Consider the following 13,132-nt stretch of genomic DNA (forward strand, 5'->3'; position numbering starts at 1 on the left):
GCCTCTCGCAGTTGACCCCACCAACCGCCGCCAGATCAAGGGGCCGTATCCCAGAGCGGAGACGATCTAACGCTCTGTAATGACGACCACTTTGACGCAGCGTAGTTTTTTGCTATTGTCGGACAGGTCCGATTCACCCCATATGCGCGGTGGGCTCGGGCGACCGCCATGACTCTGGGTAAACACCGCCGCGAAGGGCTGCTCACCGTGACTTACGACCTCGACGAAACCACGATGCGCCGACTCGTCGCCGCGGCCCTCACCACGCACCGTGAGCGGCCCGGCCGCTTCCTGGCACTGGCCGTCGCCGCCGCCTCACCGCTCGCCGACGTCGCCCGTACGGTCGAGCGCATGGTCTTCGAGGAGACCTTCGAGATGGACGCGCAGACGATGACCACCGAATACCGCCGGTACGAGGACGACAGCCTGTTCTTCCTGGTCCTCGACCGCCGGACCGGCCTGCCGGCGGGCGCCGCCCGGGTCGTCGACGGCGGCGGCAAGACCCTCGACGACGCGCCCGCGTGCATCGACACCGACCTGTCCACGATCGTCGCCCTGCACGGCATGCACACCGGCCGGATCTGGGACTTCGCCACGCTCGCCGTGCTGCCCGCCTACCGTGGCGGCCGCTCCGGGCTGGCGGTCAGCTCGCTGCTCTACCGCACGTTCCTCAACGCGGGGCGGCTGGCCGGCGTACGCCACCTGGTCGCGATGCTGGACTACCGCGCCCACCGCAACCTCAAGCTGATCGGCGTGGAGTTCGCGCCGATGGCCGGCTCGGCGCCGTTCGACTACCTCGGCTCGCCCTCGACCGAGGCGCTGCACACGCCGTTCCCGGAGCTCATCCCCTCGATCGCCCGGCAGGCCGGCCGCCTGCGCCGGCCCGGCTCGGACTTCCGCGGCAGCATCCGGGGCCGTGGCCTGCGCAAGATGATCACCCGCCGGATCGCCGCCCGGGTGGCCGGCCAGATCTCCTCCGGCGACGGCCTCGACGCGTCGATCGTGCTGCCCGGCCTGGACCGCCGTCAGCTCGAGCGGGCCCGGTAGGTCTACGTCGCTCTACCAGCGCCCGAGGCGGGCGGAGAGCACGGAGAGCGCGGCGACACCCGCGGTGGAGGTACGCAACACCTCGCGCCCCAACCGCACCGCCACCGCCCCCGCCTCCTCGAACGCGGCCCGCTCGGCGTCGGCGATGCCGCCCTCCGGCCCGACCACCAGCACGATCTCGCCATCGGTGGGCAACTCGGCCCCGGCCAGCCGCACGGTGGCCTCCTCGTGCAGCACGAACCCGGCCGCCGCGCCGGCCAGCCGGGCCGCGATCTGCTTGGTCGAGCAGTCCGGTTCGCCGCCGACCACCGGCAGCCAGGCACGCCGGGCCTGCTTGGCGGCCTCCCGCGCGGTGGCCGCCCACTTTTCCCGGGACCTGGCCCCGCGCTCGCCCCGCCACTGCGCCACCGACCGGGACGCGGCCCAGGGCAGGATCTCGTCCACCCCGATCTCGGTCATCGCCTGCACGGCCAGCTCGCCCCGGTCGCCCTTGGCGATGCCCTGCGCCACCACCAGCCGGGGAGCGGCGGCCGCCGTGCGCTCGCGGGCGGTGACCCGCACCTCGACGGTGCCCTTGCCGACCGCGATGACCTCGGCGGTCGCGACGCCGCCGCGCCCGTCGGCGAGGATCAGCGCCTCGCCGGCGCGCAGCCGCTGCACGGTGGCGGCGTGGTGGCCCTCCGGCCCGGTCAGCGTGTAGGACGGGCCGGCGGGCAGGTCGTCGACCAGGAACAGGGGCGCGGACACCGGAGAATTATGCGCCGCCGGACCGCTGCGCCAGCACGGTGACCACCGCGAGCAGCGCGGTCACCACCGCGGCCAGGACCGCGAAGCCGACCCGCTCCCGGCTCGGGCGGCGCCGCCAGGCCAGGCCGGCCGGGCCATCGACCGGTTCCAGCACGATCTCGCTCAGCGCCGCCCCGGCGGCGCCGGCGGTCAGCCGGTCGGCCGGCCGGTGCCGCAGCAGGCCGGCCAGCACGCCGGTGAGCGGGCCGGCCCGGCGGGGCGGATCGGGGCGCTCGCCGGCGATGGCCAGCAGGGTGGCGTCGATCGTCGGGCGCGCGAACGGCGGCCGGCCCTCCACCGCGTAGTAGAGGGTGGCGCCCACCGACCACAGGTCCGACTCGGGCAGCCCGATCCCGTCGATCAGCCGCTCGGGCGCGAGGTATTTCGGCGAGCCGAGCACGATGCCGGCCGCGGCGAGCGCCCGCAGGCCGACGGTGGTGACCGCCGGGCCGAAGTCGGTGAGCATCGCCCGGCCGTCGTCGGCGATCAGCACGTTGCCCGGCTTGATGTCCAGGTGCAGCAGGCCGGCCCGGCGCACGGCGTTCAGGCCGTCGAGCATGGCCAGGCCGATCTCGGCGACCCGCAGAGGCGACAGCGGGCCGGACTCGTCGATCACGTCCTGCAGCGAGCGGGACGGGACGTACTCCATGACGATCCACGGCTCGTCGTCCGGGATCACGTCGAGGACGCGCACCACGTTCGGGTGGCGCAGCCGGGCCAGCTCCCGCGCCTCGTGGACCGTCCAGGCGAAGAACAGGCCACCCGCCTCGGGGGCGAGACCCTCCGGCAGGGCGCAGCGCTTGATCGCCACCGGCCGGTCGTCGGTGCGGTCGCGGGCCAGCCAGACCCGGCCCAGGCCGCCCCCACCGAGGGGCTTGACCAGCCAATATCGGTCGGCGACGAGCTGACCCGTCCGCACCAGGGAAGCATGCGATGTCACGCGATGAGCTCGATCCGGAGGCGCGGTGCGGACACTCCCGCACCGTACGTCATTCTCCTAAGAGAGAGCTGAAGGTGCCCGCGATTTGATCAAAAGTGGTGAGGTCCCGGGCCCAGTCCGTCCGCGGCGTCCGCCAGTCCAGGACGATGCTCTTCCGGCTCGCCGGATCGGGGATCACCACCTGCATGGCCCGCATCGTGTCGCCGCCCCGCTGGTAGGTGAACTCCCACACGGTCGCCTTCTGCCACCACACGTCGTCGGGCTGGTCCACGATCCGGATCCGGCGGTACCCGGGCAGGCCGATCGTCGACTCCTCGCCGGTCAGCATGGCCACCGGATTGAGCGGCGTCGACACCACCCGCGCGGACAACTGCGGGGTGCCGTGCGGCCCGGCCGCCGCGAACGGTCCGGACTGGCCGGCGCTCCACGACTGCGGCAGCGCCACCCGGAACTCGCCGGGCCGGACGTGCCAGACGAAGCCCTTGGGCGGCGGCGCCGGGGCGGCGACCTCCACCTGCACGGCCGAGGTGGGCGGCGGGCCGGCGGTGGGCTGCCGGCCCGGCCGGGTCACCACGAGGATCATGACCAGCGCCGCGATCAGCACGACCAGGGTGCCGGCGAGCACGACCGTCCGCCGGCCGGCCCCGCGGGACGCCGCCGGCCGACTCGCGACCGGTTCCGGAGCCGGGTCAGCCCGGGTGGAGGGCGCCGGGGCGGGCAGCGCCGGGCCGGCGGACGGCTGCCGGATCGCCGCCCGCAGCCCTTCCTCCACCGCCTCCGGGCCGAGCCGGGCCTCCGGGTCGATGCGCAGCAGGCCGGCGATCACCGGGACGAGCGCGCCGGCCCGGGCCGGCGGCTCGGGCGGGCCCTCGGTGAGCGCCAGCAGCGTCGCGGCCGTGGTGTCCCGGACGAACGGCGGATGCCCCTCGACCGCGTGGTAGAGCGTCGCGCCCAGCGACCACAGGTCCGACTCGGGCAGCGCGACCCCGTCGTACAGCCGCTCGGGCGCCAGGTATTTCGGCGAGCCCAGGATGATGCCGGCGGTGGCCAGCGCCCGGACCCCCTCGGTGGTGACCGCCGGGCCGAAGTCGGTGAGCATCACCCGGCCGTCGTCGGCGATCAGCACGTTGCCGGGTTTGACATCCAGATGCAGCAGACCCATCCGGCGTACGGCCAGCAGCGCGTCCAGCACGGCGAGGCCGATGCCGGCCACCCGGGCCGGCGGCAGCGCGCCCGACTCGTCGATCACCTGCTGCAGCGAGCGGGACGGCACATACTCCATGACGATCCACGGGTCGTCGTCGCCGGGCAGCACGTCCAGCGTGCGCACCACGTTGGGGTGGCCGACGCCGGCGAACGCCCGGGCCTCACGGACCGTCCACACCCGGAAGAGATCCTGCTCGTCCCGGGTGAGGCCGTCGGGCACGGCGCACTTCTTGAGCGCGACCAAATCGTCGCCGGCCTCGTCGTGGGCGAGCCACACGCCGCCCATGCCCCCGGCGGCGAGCGGACGCAGGAGCCGGTAGCGCTCGGCGACCCGCTGCCCCACCGTCACCATGCCGGTCACTCCGAAGATCAATGTGTGTCATTGAGCAAAGATGACCGTACTGCATGGACGCTCAGTGCGGGAGGGATCGCTCTACGGGCTCGCGCGGCTGGCGGCGTGGCGTTATGGTCGGCCCTGACTTCCTCCGTGGCGAAGCTTGGCGATGAGGCACATGCGGATACCTGGATCTGGTCGGCTCTGGCGGGCGCTGCCTCTCCTCTCTGCCGGTCTCCTCTTTTTGGCACCCTCGGCGGCACCGGCGGTCGAGCCGGTCCGCTATCAAGCGGCCCCCTCGGCGGCCGATCTGGCGATCGAGTTCGAGGCGCTGCTCGGTCAGCACTCGGTGCTCGCGGCCGACCTGATGCGCAGCCGCATCCGCGGCGACGACGACTTCGTGCAGGCCGCGAACGCCGCGCTGGGCAAGAACACGACGGCCATGACCAACCTGGTCGGCCAGTTGTTCGGCAAGGCGGCGGCCGACAAGTTCAGTCCGATGTGGTCCGAGCACATCGTCACGCTGTTCTCGTACGCGGGCGCGCTCGCGGCGCAGGACGCCGCCGCCCAGGCGGACGCGCGCAAGGAACTCGTCGAGTACGAACAGGAGCTCGGCGACTTCTTCGCGGCGGCCTCGCACGGGCGGCTGTCCCAGAAGGCGGCCCGTGGGGCGATCGTCGAGCATGTCGGACATCTGACAGCGCAGGCCGACGCGTACGCGGCCAAGGACTACGCCGGCGCCGACCAGATGTACCGGATGGGCTATCAACACACGTACGACCTCGGGCTGACCCTCGCGAACGCGCTGCTGCCCCCGGCCGACCGGGCCACCCTGCAGCAACCGCTCTGGCGGCTGCGCTCCCAGCTGGGCAAGCTGCTCGCCGAGCACGCCGCGCTGGTCGAAGACCTCACCCGCGCCGCGGTGACCCGCTCGCCCGACTTCGCCGCCTCCGGCCAGATGATCAACGGGAACACCAAGGACCTGACCGCCGCGATCGACACGCTGTTCGGGGCGGCCGCGGCCAAGCAGTTCCAGTCGCTGTGGGCCGACCACGTCGAGCAGTTGGTGGCGTATGCGAGCGCCGAGGCCGCCGGCGACACGGCCAAGCAGAACGAGGCCAGGACCGCGATGGCCGACGTCGAGAAGCGGATGGGCGCGTTCCTCTCCGGCGCCACCGGCAAGCGGATCAGCACGCCGGATGTCACCGCGGCGCTCCAGAAGCACGACATGATGCTGATGAGGCACGCCGACGCGTACGCGAACAAGGACTACGCCACCGCGCACGACGTCGCCTACGACACGTACCAGGAGATGTTCGACCTGGCCCGGACGATGGCCGACGCGTTCGGCGCGTCCGTCGCGGCGAAGCTGCCGCAGGGCGGCGCCCAGACCGGGTACGGCGGCCTGGCCGCGATCGTGGAAAAACACTGATGCCGCCGTACGCCCGGACCACGGTCCTGGCCGCGCTCGGCCTCGGGCTGCTCGCCGCGCTGGCCGGCGCCGCGCCGCCCGCCGCGGTCGGCCGCCCCGGCACTGCCGTCGTGGCCGCGCCACCGGCCGGCGACCAGGCGCCGGCCGAGGCGTTCAAGTCGGTGCGCACCTTCGACGAGGTGGCCCTGCCGGTCCGGCTGCGGATCCCGGCGCTCCAGGTGAACGCCAAGATCGAAAAGCTGGGCCTGCAGAAGGACGGCACGATCGCGGTCCCGGCCACCACCGACATCGCCGGCTGGTACGAGTACGGCCCGCGTCCCGGCCAGGCCGGGCCCGCGGTGATCCTCGGCCACGTCGACTCGACGGCCGGGCCGGGCATCTTCTTCGACCTCTACCGGGCGCGGCCGGGCACCACCATCCAGGTCGACCGGGCCGACGGCAGCTCGGCCACCTTCCGGATAACGCAGGTCACCAAGGTGCCGAAGGTGCAGTTCCCCACCGACCTGGTGTACGCGCCCACCCTGGACCCCACCCTCCGGCTCGTCACCTGCGGCGGCAGCTTCGACCGGGCTCGCGGAAGCTACCGGGACAATGTCATCGCGTTCGCCACGCCCGCCTGAGCGGGCCCACGGCCGCGTGCGGCGCTGGGGTGTCGCGGTGATCGTGCTGCTGGCCGGGCCGCTGCTCGCTCCCCCACCGGCGCAGGCCGCCGTGCCGCTGCCGGTGGCCGGCGTGCTCAGCGGCGGCGGCGAGACGACCCTGGTGGTCGACCTGAGCGCCAGCAACGGCACCGGTAAGCGCAGCGTCGAGGTCACCCTGAACGGCCAGAAGGAGAGCGCCGACCTGGTCCCGGTGATGTCCGACGGCCTGGCCGTCACGATCGTGGTGGACGCCTCCACCGCCGGCGCCGCGACCCTGCCGGCCTGGCTGAGCGCCGCCGCCCGGTTCATCCTCGAGGCGCCCACCAGCACCCAGGCCGTGGTCATCCCCGACCGCCGCCCGGCCACCCCGGCCACCGGCGCGCTGCGCGGGCCGTCCGGCGTGGTCGGCGCGCTCACCGGCATCCGCGCCGACGGCGACCGGGACACCACGGCCGCGCTGACCCTGGCCCGCTCGCAGTTCCCCCGGGTCGAGACCGGCCGCCGGGTGGTGGTCCTCTACACCTCGGCGGCGAACGCCGGCGGGACCCGCGCCGCCGATCTCGCCGACGACTTCCGCGCGGCCGGCACCATCCTCGTGGTGGTCGGCACCGCCGCGGCCAGCGGCTTCTGGTCCGACGCGGCGGCGGCGACCGGCGGCTTCTTCGCCCCGGCGAGCGAGCCGGTGGTGGTGCCCGCCCTCGATCAGGTCGAGTCCACGCTGCGCGACCGCTACCTGGTGTGCTTCGCGACCCCGCCGAAGCTGCCGGCCACCGTGAACGTCCGGATCGACACCGGCGACCTGACGCTGACCGGGGACGCCGTGGTGCCCGCGCCGGGCGCCGCCCCGGGCGGCGCCACCCGGGTGCGGAGCACGATCGTCGGGTCGATGCTGATCGCCACCGGGCTCGCGACCGTGGTGGCGATCGTCATCCTGCTGATCGCGCGCGGCCGGCGGCCCCGGCCCGCGGCCGGGCCGCCCGCGCTGACCAGCGTCTTCGTCGGCCGGGCCCGCGCGCCGCAGCCGGCCCGGGGCCGGGCGGTCGTGCCCCGGGAGCACGGCACGCCCTGGTCCTGACCACTCCCGACCGACTCAGCCCCAGTTCTGCGGGGCGGGCTGCCGGGTGGTGACGTTGATCCGGTTGAAGAAGTTCGTGGTCGCGATCCACAGCACGATCGCGGCCAGCTGCTTCTCGTCGAAGTGCTTGGCGGCCTCGTCCCAGATCTCGTCCGGCACAGCGTCCGCCCGGTCGGCCAGCCGGGTGGCGTACTCGGCCAGGGCCAGCGCGGCCCGCTCGGGCTCGGTGAAGTACGGCGTCTCCCGCCACACCGGAACCGCGAAGAGCCGGTCGTCGCTCTGGCCGGCCTTGCGCATCGCCCGGGCGCCGGAGTCGACGCACGGCCCGCAGCCGTTGATCTGGCTGGCCCGCAGGTGGACGAGCTCCAGCACGACCGGGTCCAGGCCGGCCGAGTGCGCCGACTTGTAGAGAATGTTGACCGCCTTCACGGTGTCCGGCATCAACGCGGTGGGGTTCTCGAGACGAGCAGTCATCGTCTTTCTCCTTCGATTTCGCCGGCGCCGTCACATCGGCGCGCTCTGGTTCGTCGGTGGGTAGACGAAGGCCGTACGGCGAATGTGACCGATGTGGCATAAGCCACAAAGGGGGCGGGACAACGATGGACAACGTGGTGCTGGCGGATCAGTTCGAGGCGAACCGGCCGCGGTTGCGGTCGGTGGCGCTGCGCATGCTGGGCAACACCGCCGAGGCCGACGACGCGGTGCAGGAGGCCTGGCTGCGGTTGAGCCGCAGCGGCGGCGACGAGGTGGCCAACCTCTCGGCCTGGCTGACCACCGTGGTCGGCCGGGTCTGCCTGGACATGCTGCGGTCGCGGACCGCCCGCCGCGAGGACGAGTACGCCGCCGAGCAGCCGGCCGCCGCGGCGAGCCCCGAGGAGCAGGCCATGCTGGCCGACTCGGTCGGCCTCGCGTTGCTGGTGGTGCTGGACACGCTGACCCCGGCCGAGCGGCTCGCCTTCGTGCTGCACGACATGTTCGCGGTGTCGTTCGAGGAGATCGCGCCGATCGTCGGCCGCTCGCCGGACGCGGCCCGCCAGCTCGCCAGCCGGGCCCGTCGCCGGGTACGCACCACCCCGAACGCGGGCACGCCCGCCGACCGCCGGGTGGTCGACGCGTTCCTGGACGCCTCCCGCGGCGGCGACCTGGGCATGCTGCTCGCCCTGCTCGACCCGGACGTCGAGATGCGGATCGGGCCGGTCAGCCAGCAGCGCGGCGCCGACGGGGTGGCGCGCTTCTTCGCCGGCCGCGCGCAGGCAGCCCGCCCGGCCCTGCTCGACGGCGCGCTCGGCATCGCCGTGGTGCTCGAGGGCGCGGTCAAGGTCGCGCTGCGGGTCACCATCGTGGACGGCCTGATCACCGTGCTGGACGCGATCACCGACCCGACGCAGCTCGCCGCGTTGAACGTCGAGGTGCTACAGGACTAGAACGATCCGCCCGTTCGTGTCGCCGGCGGCCTGGCGTGCCCAGGCCTCGGCGACGTCGGCGAACGGCACCAACTCGTGCGCGACGGTCAGCCGGCCGGCGGCCGCGAACGACGCCACCTCGCCCAGCGACTCGGCCCGCTGCGCCACCGAGAGCGCGTTGTTGGTGTAGCCGAGCACCCGCAGCGAACCGCTGCGCAGCGTCGCCGAGTCGATCGGCGCGGTCGGCGCGGCCGTGCTGCCCAGGTTGACCAGCCGGCCGCCGGGGCGCAGCACCCGCAGCGCGGCCGCGGCCGGCACCCCGAAGACCGGGTCGAGCACCAGGTCGGCCGGCCCGGTGGCGACCCGCAGCCGGTCGGCGAGTGAGACCGGGTCGTCCTCCGGGAGCAGCCGGACGGCCTCCTCGGCGCCGAGCCGGATGGCCCGCTCGAGCGCCGCCACCGAGCGGGACACGGCGATCACCCGGCCCGCGCCGGAGAGCAGGGCGAGCTGGATGGCGGCCTGCCCGACCACGCCACCGGCGCCGAGCACCACCACGGTCTCCCCGGGCGTCAGCCCCCCGGTACGGGTCAGCGCCGAGTGCGCCGCCACCGCGGAGAGCCCGAGCGCCGCGATCAGCGGCAGCGGCACCCCGCGCGGCAGTGGCACGACATCCACGTACGGCACCGACACGGCCGCCGCCATGCTCCCGTCACCGGGCCGCATCCCGGCCGAGGTGGCGAACCACACCGGCGTGCCGTCGTCGCGGTACCCGGCGCCCTGCACCCCCGGCACGTACGGCGTGGCCGGCACCCCGAAGTAGCTGGTGCCGGTCGCGCAGAGCAGGTCGAGCGGGGTGATCGGCGCGGCCGCCACGGTGATCGGCACCTCGCCCGCGCCCGGCACCGGCGCCGGCCGCTTCTCCAGCGCCGGGGGCCGGCCACAGATCCGCAGCACGGCCGCCGGGATCATGTCGCGATGTCCGGGTAGGGCAGCGCGAAGTGAGCCATCCGCGCGCCGTACGCCTTCTGGTATTCCAGCGGCTCGGTGTTGTCCCGCTCGAACATCGCGATGAACAGGGTGAGCGTGAGGAACGGGTGCGCGCCCAGCTCGAACAACTTGCAGTGATCATGCTCGACCAGCGCCGTGCGTTCCTCGTCCGTGAAGCGCTGCCACGTGCTGGCCTCGCCGGTGACGCAGTTGAGCACGGCGTTCGCGCGTTCCGCCTCCCACCAGCTGACCATCTCGCCCGGCGAGTCCCGGTAGCGTTCGACCAGGGATGGGTCGCGGTCCACCGTGTACAGGAACTTGTTCAGCAGGTACTTGCTCATGCCGGCGCTCCGTTCGGGTACCAGGTGAAGTAAGCCTCCATCGTGTGGAAGAGGTCAAGGGTGTCGACGTAATCGGCCTTCGCCCCGGCGCCCGCGACGCCCATCATCAGCATGAAGTCCATGAAGCCGTGGGTGGCGTTGCCCGGCGCGTGCAGGCTCTCCAGCGACACCTCGCGCAGGCAGTTGTCCAGGTCGCCGGTGGCGATCCACTCGACCGCCCGCCGGTCGAACTCCGGGTCCGGCCCGTGCGGCCCGAACTGCCGCGGGCCGCCCAGCTCGAGCGACAGGTGCCCGGTGCCGATGACCGCGACGCGGAGATGCGACGGCCACTCCTCGACGATGCGGCGGATGGCCTCGCCCAGCTGTACGAACCGCTTCGGTTGCGGCAGCGGCGGCGCGAAGATGTTCGTGTAGATCGGCACGATCGGCAGGTCCGCCTCGGGCCGCAGCGTGATGATCGGGCAGGTGACGCTGTGGTCGATCCGCAGCTCGTTGCTGAACGCCAGGTCGAAGCCCGAGTCCAGGCCGGCCCGCAGGATGTGCGCGGAGAGGTCCTCCTGGCCCTTGAGCAGCATCCGCGGCAGGCCGAACTCGCGCTCCTCGTTGTACCAGTTGGCGTCGTAGAACGGCGCCTTGCCGACCAGGAACTGCGGCATGTTGTCCAGCCACAGCTGGTGGAAGTGATCGGAGCCGACCATCACCAGCACGTCCGGGTTCGCCCGGGTCAGCGTCTCCCGGAACGCGGTGATCTTCCGGACCCACTCGTCGGCGAACGGCGGCCGGTCCTCGCCGGTGGAGGTGCTGGCCCGGTAGTAGAACGGATGGTGGGTGGAGGCGATGACCGCGACGATGCTGGCCATAGTCAGTCCTCTCGGGGTTCGTAGACGGCGTTCCGGTCGACGGTCAGGTAGATCTGGTTCGCGATCGGCCGGCGGCGCTCCTCGGCCAGCTGGCCGAGCAGCCCGGCGGCCCGGGCCAGCAGCGCGAATCCGCGCAGCAGGTCGGTCGGCAGGCCCAGGTCGGCCAGCGCGGCGCCGCAGACGCCGGCGCCGTTCAGCGGGAGCCGCCTGCCGAGCACCTGCGGGTGCACCCGGCCGATCGCCTCGAACAGCCGCAGGTGCGGGCCGCGCAGGCCCTCCTCCTCCGCGATGGCGATCAGCACCGGCGTGCGCGGGTCCTGCTCCTTGTGCACCGGGTGGCCCAGGCCGGGGACGAACCGCTTCTCCTCGCGGGCCCGGCGCACGGCGGCCAGCGCGATCGCGTCGTAGTCCCGGTCATCGCCGGCCGCGGCCGGGGTGTCGTCTTCGGCGCCGGCCGCGGCCAGGGTGTCGGCGAGGAACTTCCCGCAGTCCTCGGTCACGCCGAGGAAGCGCGAGCCGCCGCCGAGCAGGCCGGCGGCGAGGGCGCCCTGCAGCGAGTCGGGGGCCGAGAGGTAGGTGAGCCGGGCCGCGATCGCGGTGGGCGTGAAGCCGTGGTCGGCCAGCGCCACCAGCACCGCTTCGAACAGCCGCACCTCGCCCGGCGTCGGCCGCCGCCCGGCGACCAGCCAGAACGCAAGCTCGCCGAAGCCCACCTTGCCCATCAGGTCGGCCGCCAGGTCCTGGCCGAGCAGGGAGATCGAAGAGGCGGTGGACGTGCCCAGCCCGGTCGGGAAGCTCAATTCTGACGAAGCCACGCGCGGATCTCCTCACCGTGTTCGTCGAGTCCCGGCGGCGGCAGCTCGTACGCCGGTGGGGTCTCGGAGAAGGTGATCGGGTTGCGGACGCCGGGAACGCCGCCGGCGGAGATCACCGGATCCAGGCCGAGCGAAGAAGCGAACGCCACGCCGCCGTCGATCGTGTTGATCGGCGCGCACGGCACGCCGGCCGCGATCAGGTCGTCGAACCACTCCTGCCTGCCCCGCTTGGCGAGCCGTTCCACCAGGATCGGGCGTAGCTCCGCGCGGTTCGCCGTACGGTCCTGGTTGCGGGCGAAGCGCGGGTCGGACGGCAGGTCGGGCAGGTCGAGCACCTGGCACAGCTTGCGGAACTGGCCGTCGTTGCCGGCGATCACGATGAGCTCGCCGTCGGCGGTGGGCAGCGGCTCGTACGGGAAGAGGCTGGGGTGCGCGTTGCCCATCCGGAACGGGACCGTGCCCCCGGCGACGTACCCGCTGGAGTGGTTGACCAGGCCGGAGAGGGCCGACGAGAGCAGGTTGACCTCGACGTGCTGGCCGCGCCCGGTGGCGGCACGATGGTGCAGGGCGGAGAGAATGCCGATCGTCGCGTGCATCCCGGCCATCACGTCGAACACCGAGATCCCGGCGCGGTACGGCGGCCCGTCGGCGTCGCCCGTCAAGCTCATCAGCCCCGAAATAGCCTGAACCATCAGATCATATCCGGGCAGATCGGACCCGGCCCCGGACCCGAAGCCGCTGATGCTTGCGTAAATGATCTTCTCGTTGAGCGACAACACGGACGCATAATCAAGCCCGAAGCGGGCCAGACCCCCCGGCTTGAAGTTCTCGATCATCACGTCCGCCCGCGCGGCCAGCGACCGCGCAAGCTCTTGATCATCGGGGTCCTTCAAGTTCAGCGCAATAGACCGCTTATTCCGGTTTATCCCGAGATAATAGGTCGAGACGCCGTCACGGACCGGTGGCATCCAGGTCCGGGTGTCGTCCCCACCGGGCCCCTCCACCTTGATCACCTGAGCACCGAGGTCGGCCAGCAGCATCGTCGCGTACGGCCCGGCCAGGATCCGGGAGAAATCGGCCACCAGCAGACCGTGCAAGGGACCCTGCGCCATCATCACCGCCCGTTCTGCGGACACTCGTCCGCCAAGTCAGCTTGCGCTGTGGGAGCAGGACTGTCAACAACGTCGGCTCGGCTTATTGACCCCGGGCGTGACCCGGCGCACACTGGCGCCACTCGCCCTGCCCGCTCTGCGGACAGTGGTCCG

The 13,132-nt window shown here is 72.9% G+C and carries 14 protein-coding genes; 5 read left to right on the forward strand and 9 right to left on the reverse strand.

Annotation, left to right across the window (positions count from 1 at the left end; translation table 11 throughout):
- Nucleotides 1–168: 168 nt before the first annotated feature.
- Entirely contained in the window at nucleotides 169–1,047 is an 879-nt protein-coding gene (locus IH26_RS0124460; protein WP_084599037.1) for a hypothetical protein, read from the forward strand.
- A gap of 12 nt (nucleotides 1,048–1,059) precedes the next feature.
- Here the strand turns inward: IH26_RS0124460 and IH26_RS0124465 are convergent, their stop codons facing one another.
- From IH26_RS0124465 to IH26_RS56060, 3 genes are all read right to left on the reverse strand, one after another.
- Nucleotides 1,060–1,794 carry a 16S rRNA (uracil(1498)-N(3))-methyltransferase gene (locus tag IH26_RS0124465; protein WP_030438565.1) on the reverse strand — a complete coding sequence of 245 codons (735 nt, stop codon included), beginning with the start codon at nucleotides 1,792–1,794 and terminating at the stop codon, nucleotides 1,060–1,062.
- Nucleotides 1,795–1,801: 7 nt separating this feature from the next.
- Nucleotides 1,802–2,752 carry a serine/threonine-protein kinase gene (locus tag IH26_RS0124470; protein WP_051808454.1) on the reverse strand — a complete coding sequence of 317 codons (951 nt, stop codon included), beginning with the start codon at nucleotides 2,750–2,752 and terminating at the stop codon, nucleotides 1,802–1,804.
- A 70-nt stretch (nucleotides 2,753–2,822) separates the two neighbouring features.
- Entirely contained in the window at nucleotides 2,823–4,352 is a 1,530-nt protein-coding gene (locus IH26_RS56060) for a serine/threonine-protein kinase (RefSeq protein WP_051808455.1), read from the reverse strand.
- A gap of 205 nt (nucleotides 4,353–4,557) precedes the next feature.
- Between IH26_RS56060 and IH26_RS0124480 the strand changes: the two genes are divergently transcribed.
- From IH26_RS0124480 to IH26_RS0124490, 3 genes are read left to right on the forward strand one after another with little or no spacing between them, the layout of a single operon-like run.
- Nucleotides 4,558–5,745, forward strand: coding sequence for a hypothetical protein (locus IH26_RS0124480; protein ID WP_030438568.1), 1,188 nt, complete (start codon nucleotides 4,558–4,560; stop codon nucleotides 5,743–5,745).
- Complete coding sequence (locus IH26_RS0124485) at nucleotides 5,745–6,365, forward strand: class F sortase (RefSeq protein WP_030438569.1); 621 nt, start codon at nucleotides 5,745–5,747, stop codon at nucleotides 6,363–6,365. The genes IH26_RS0124480 and IH26_RS0124485 overlap by 1 nt, the downstream gene beginning before the upstream one ends.
- 37 nt (nucleotides 6,366–6,402) lie before the next feature.
- Complete coding sequence (locus tag IH26_RS0124490) at nucleotides 6,403–7,461, forward strand: vWA domain-containing protein (RefSeq protein WP_157437368.1); 1,059 nt, start codon at nucleotides 6,403–6,405, stop codon at nucleotides 7,459–7,461.
- 15 nt (nucleotides 7,462–7,476) lie between these two features.
- On the opposite strand, the gene IH26_RS0124495 is transcribed toward IH26_RS0124490, so the two are convergent.
- Nucleotides 7,477–7,935: a carboxymuconolactone decarboxylase family protein gene (locus IH26_RS0124495; protein WP_030438571.1), complete on the reverse strand. Its 459-nt coding sequence runs from the start codon at nucleotides 7,933–7,935 to the stop codon at nucleotides 7,477–7,479.
- A gap of 125 nt (nucleotides 7,936–8,060) precedes the next feature.
- Between IH26_RS0124495 and IH26_RS0124500 the strand changes: the two genes are divergently transcribed.
- Complete coding sequence (locus tag IH26_RS0124500) at nucleotides 8,061–8,885, forward strand: sigma-70 family RNA polymerase sigma factor (protein WP_030438572.1); 825 nt, start codon at nucleotides 8,061–8,063, stop codon at nucleotides 8,883–8,885.
- Here IH26_RS0124500 and IH26_RS0124505 read toward each other — a convergent pair.
- The 5 genes from IH26_RS0124505 to IH26_RS0124525 are packed head-to-tail and all read right to left on the reverse strand — an operon-like array spanning nucleotide 8,874 to nucleotide 13,003.
- On the reverse strand, nucleotides 8,874–9,833 hold the full coding sequence (locus tag IH26_RS0124505; protein WP_030438573.1) for a quinone oxidoreductase family protein: 960 nt from the start codon (nucleotides 9,831–9,833) through the stop codon (nucleotides 8,874–8,876). The two genes, IH26_RS0124500 and IH26_RS0124505, sit on opposite strands and share 12 nt — an antisense overlap.
- Nucleotides 9,830–10,192, reverse strand: a complete 363-nt coding sequence (locus tag IH26_RS0124510; RefSeq protein ID WP_030438574.1) for a hypothetical protein — start codon at nucleotides 10,190–10,192, stop codon at nucleotides 9,830–9,832. The genes IH26_RS0124505 and IH26_RS0124510 overlap by 4 nt, the downstream gene beginning before the upstream one ends.
- On the reverse strand, nucleotides 10,189–11,052 hold the full coding sequence (locus tag IH26_RS0124515) for a DODA-type extradiol aromatic ring-opening family dioxygenase (RefSeq protein WP_030438575.1): 864 nt from the start codon (nucleotides 11,050–11,052) through the stop codon (nucleotides 10,189–10,191). The genes IH26_RS0124510 and IH26_RS0124515 overlap by 4 nt, the downstream gene beginning before the upstream one ends.
- Before the next feature lie 2 nt (nucleotides 11,053–11,054).
- A complete protein-coding gene (locus IH26_RS0124520) occupies nucleotides 11,055–11,867 on the reverse strand; it encodes a citryl-CoA lyase (protein ID WP_030438576.1) in 813 nt (270 codons plus the stop codon).
- Nucleotides 11,849–13,003 carry a CaiB/BaiF CoA transferase family protein gene (locus IH26_RS0124525; protein ID WP_245665469.1) on the reverse strand — a complete coding sequence of 385 codons (1,155 nt, stop codon included), beginning with the start codon at nucleotides 13,001–13,003 and terminating at the stop codon, nucleotides 11,849–11,851. The genes IH26_RS0124520 and IH26_RS0124525 overlap by 19 nt, the downstream gene beginning before the upstream one ends.
- Between the last annotated feature and the right edge of the window lie 129 nt (nucleotides 13,004–13,132).

Source organism: Actinoplanes subtropicus, from assembly GCF_000721705.1.
In the GTDB taxonomy this organism is placed as follows: domain Bacteria; phylum Actinomycetota; class Actinomycetes; order Mycobacteriales; family Micromonosporaceae; genus Actinoplanes; species Actinoplanes subtropicus.

What these genes read in the sequence shown, in the direction of transcription:
- IH26_RS0124505 (WP_030438573.1), bottom strand. Translation starts at nt 9,833, where the DNA reads ATGATCCCGGCGGCCGTGCTGCGGATCTGTGGCCGGCCCCCGGCGCTG.
- IH26_RS0124500 (WP_030438572.1), top strand. Translation starts at nt 8,061, where the DNA reads ATGGACAACGTGGTGCTGGCGGATCAGTTCGAGGCGAACCGGCCGCGG.
- IH26_RS0124510 (WP_030438574.1), bottom strand. Translation starts at nt 10,192, where the DNA reads ATGAGCAAGTACCTGCTGAACAAGTTCCTGTACACGGTGGACCGCGAC.
- IH26_RS0124515 (WP_030438575.1), bottom strand. Translation starts at nt 11,052, where the DNA reads ATGGCCAGCATCGTCGCGGTCATCGCCTCCACCCACCATCCGTTCTAC.
- IH26_RS0124495 (WP_030438571.1), bottom strand. Translation starts at nt 7,935, where the DNA reads ATGACTGCTCGTCTCGAGAACCCCACCGCGTTGATGCCGGACACCGTG.
- IH26_RS0124460 (WP_084599037.1), top strand. Translation starts at nt 169, where the DNA reads ATGACTCTGGGTAAACACCGCCGCGAAGGGCTGCTCACCGTGACTTAC.
- IH26_RS0124485 (WP_030438569.1), top strand. Translation starts at nt 5,745, where the DNA reads ATGCCGCCGTACGCCCGGACCACGGTCCTGGCCGCGCTCGGCCTCGGG.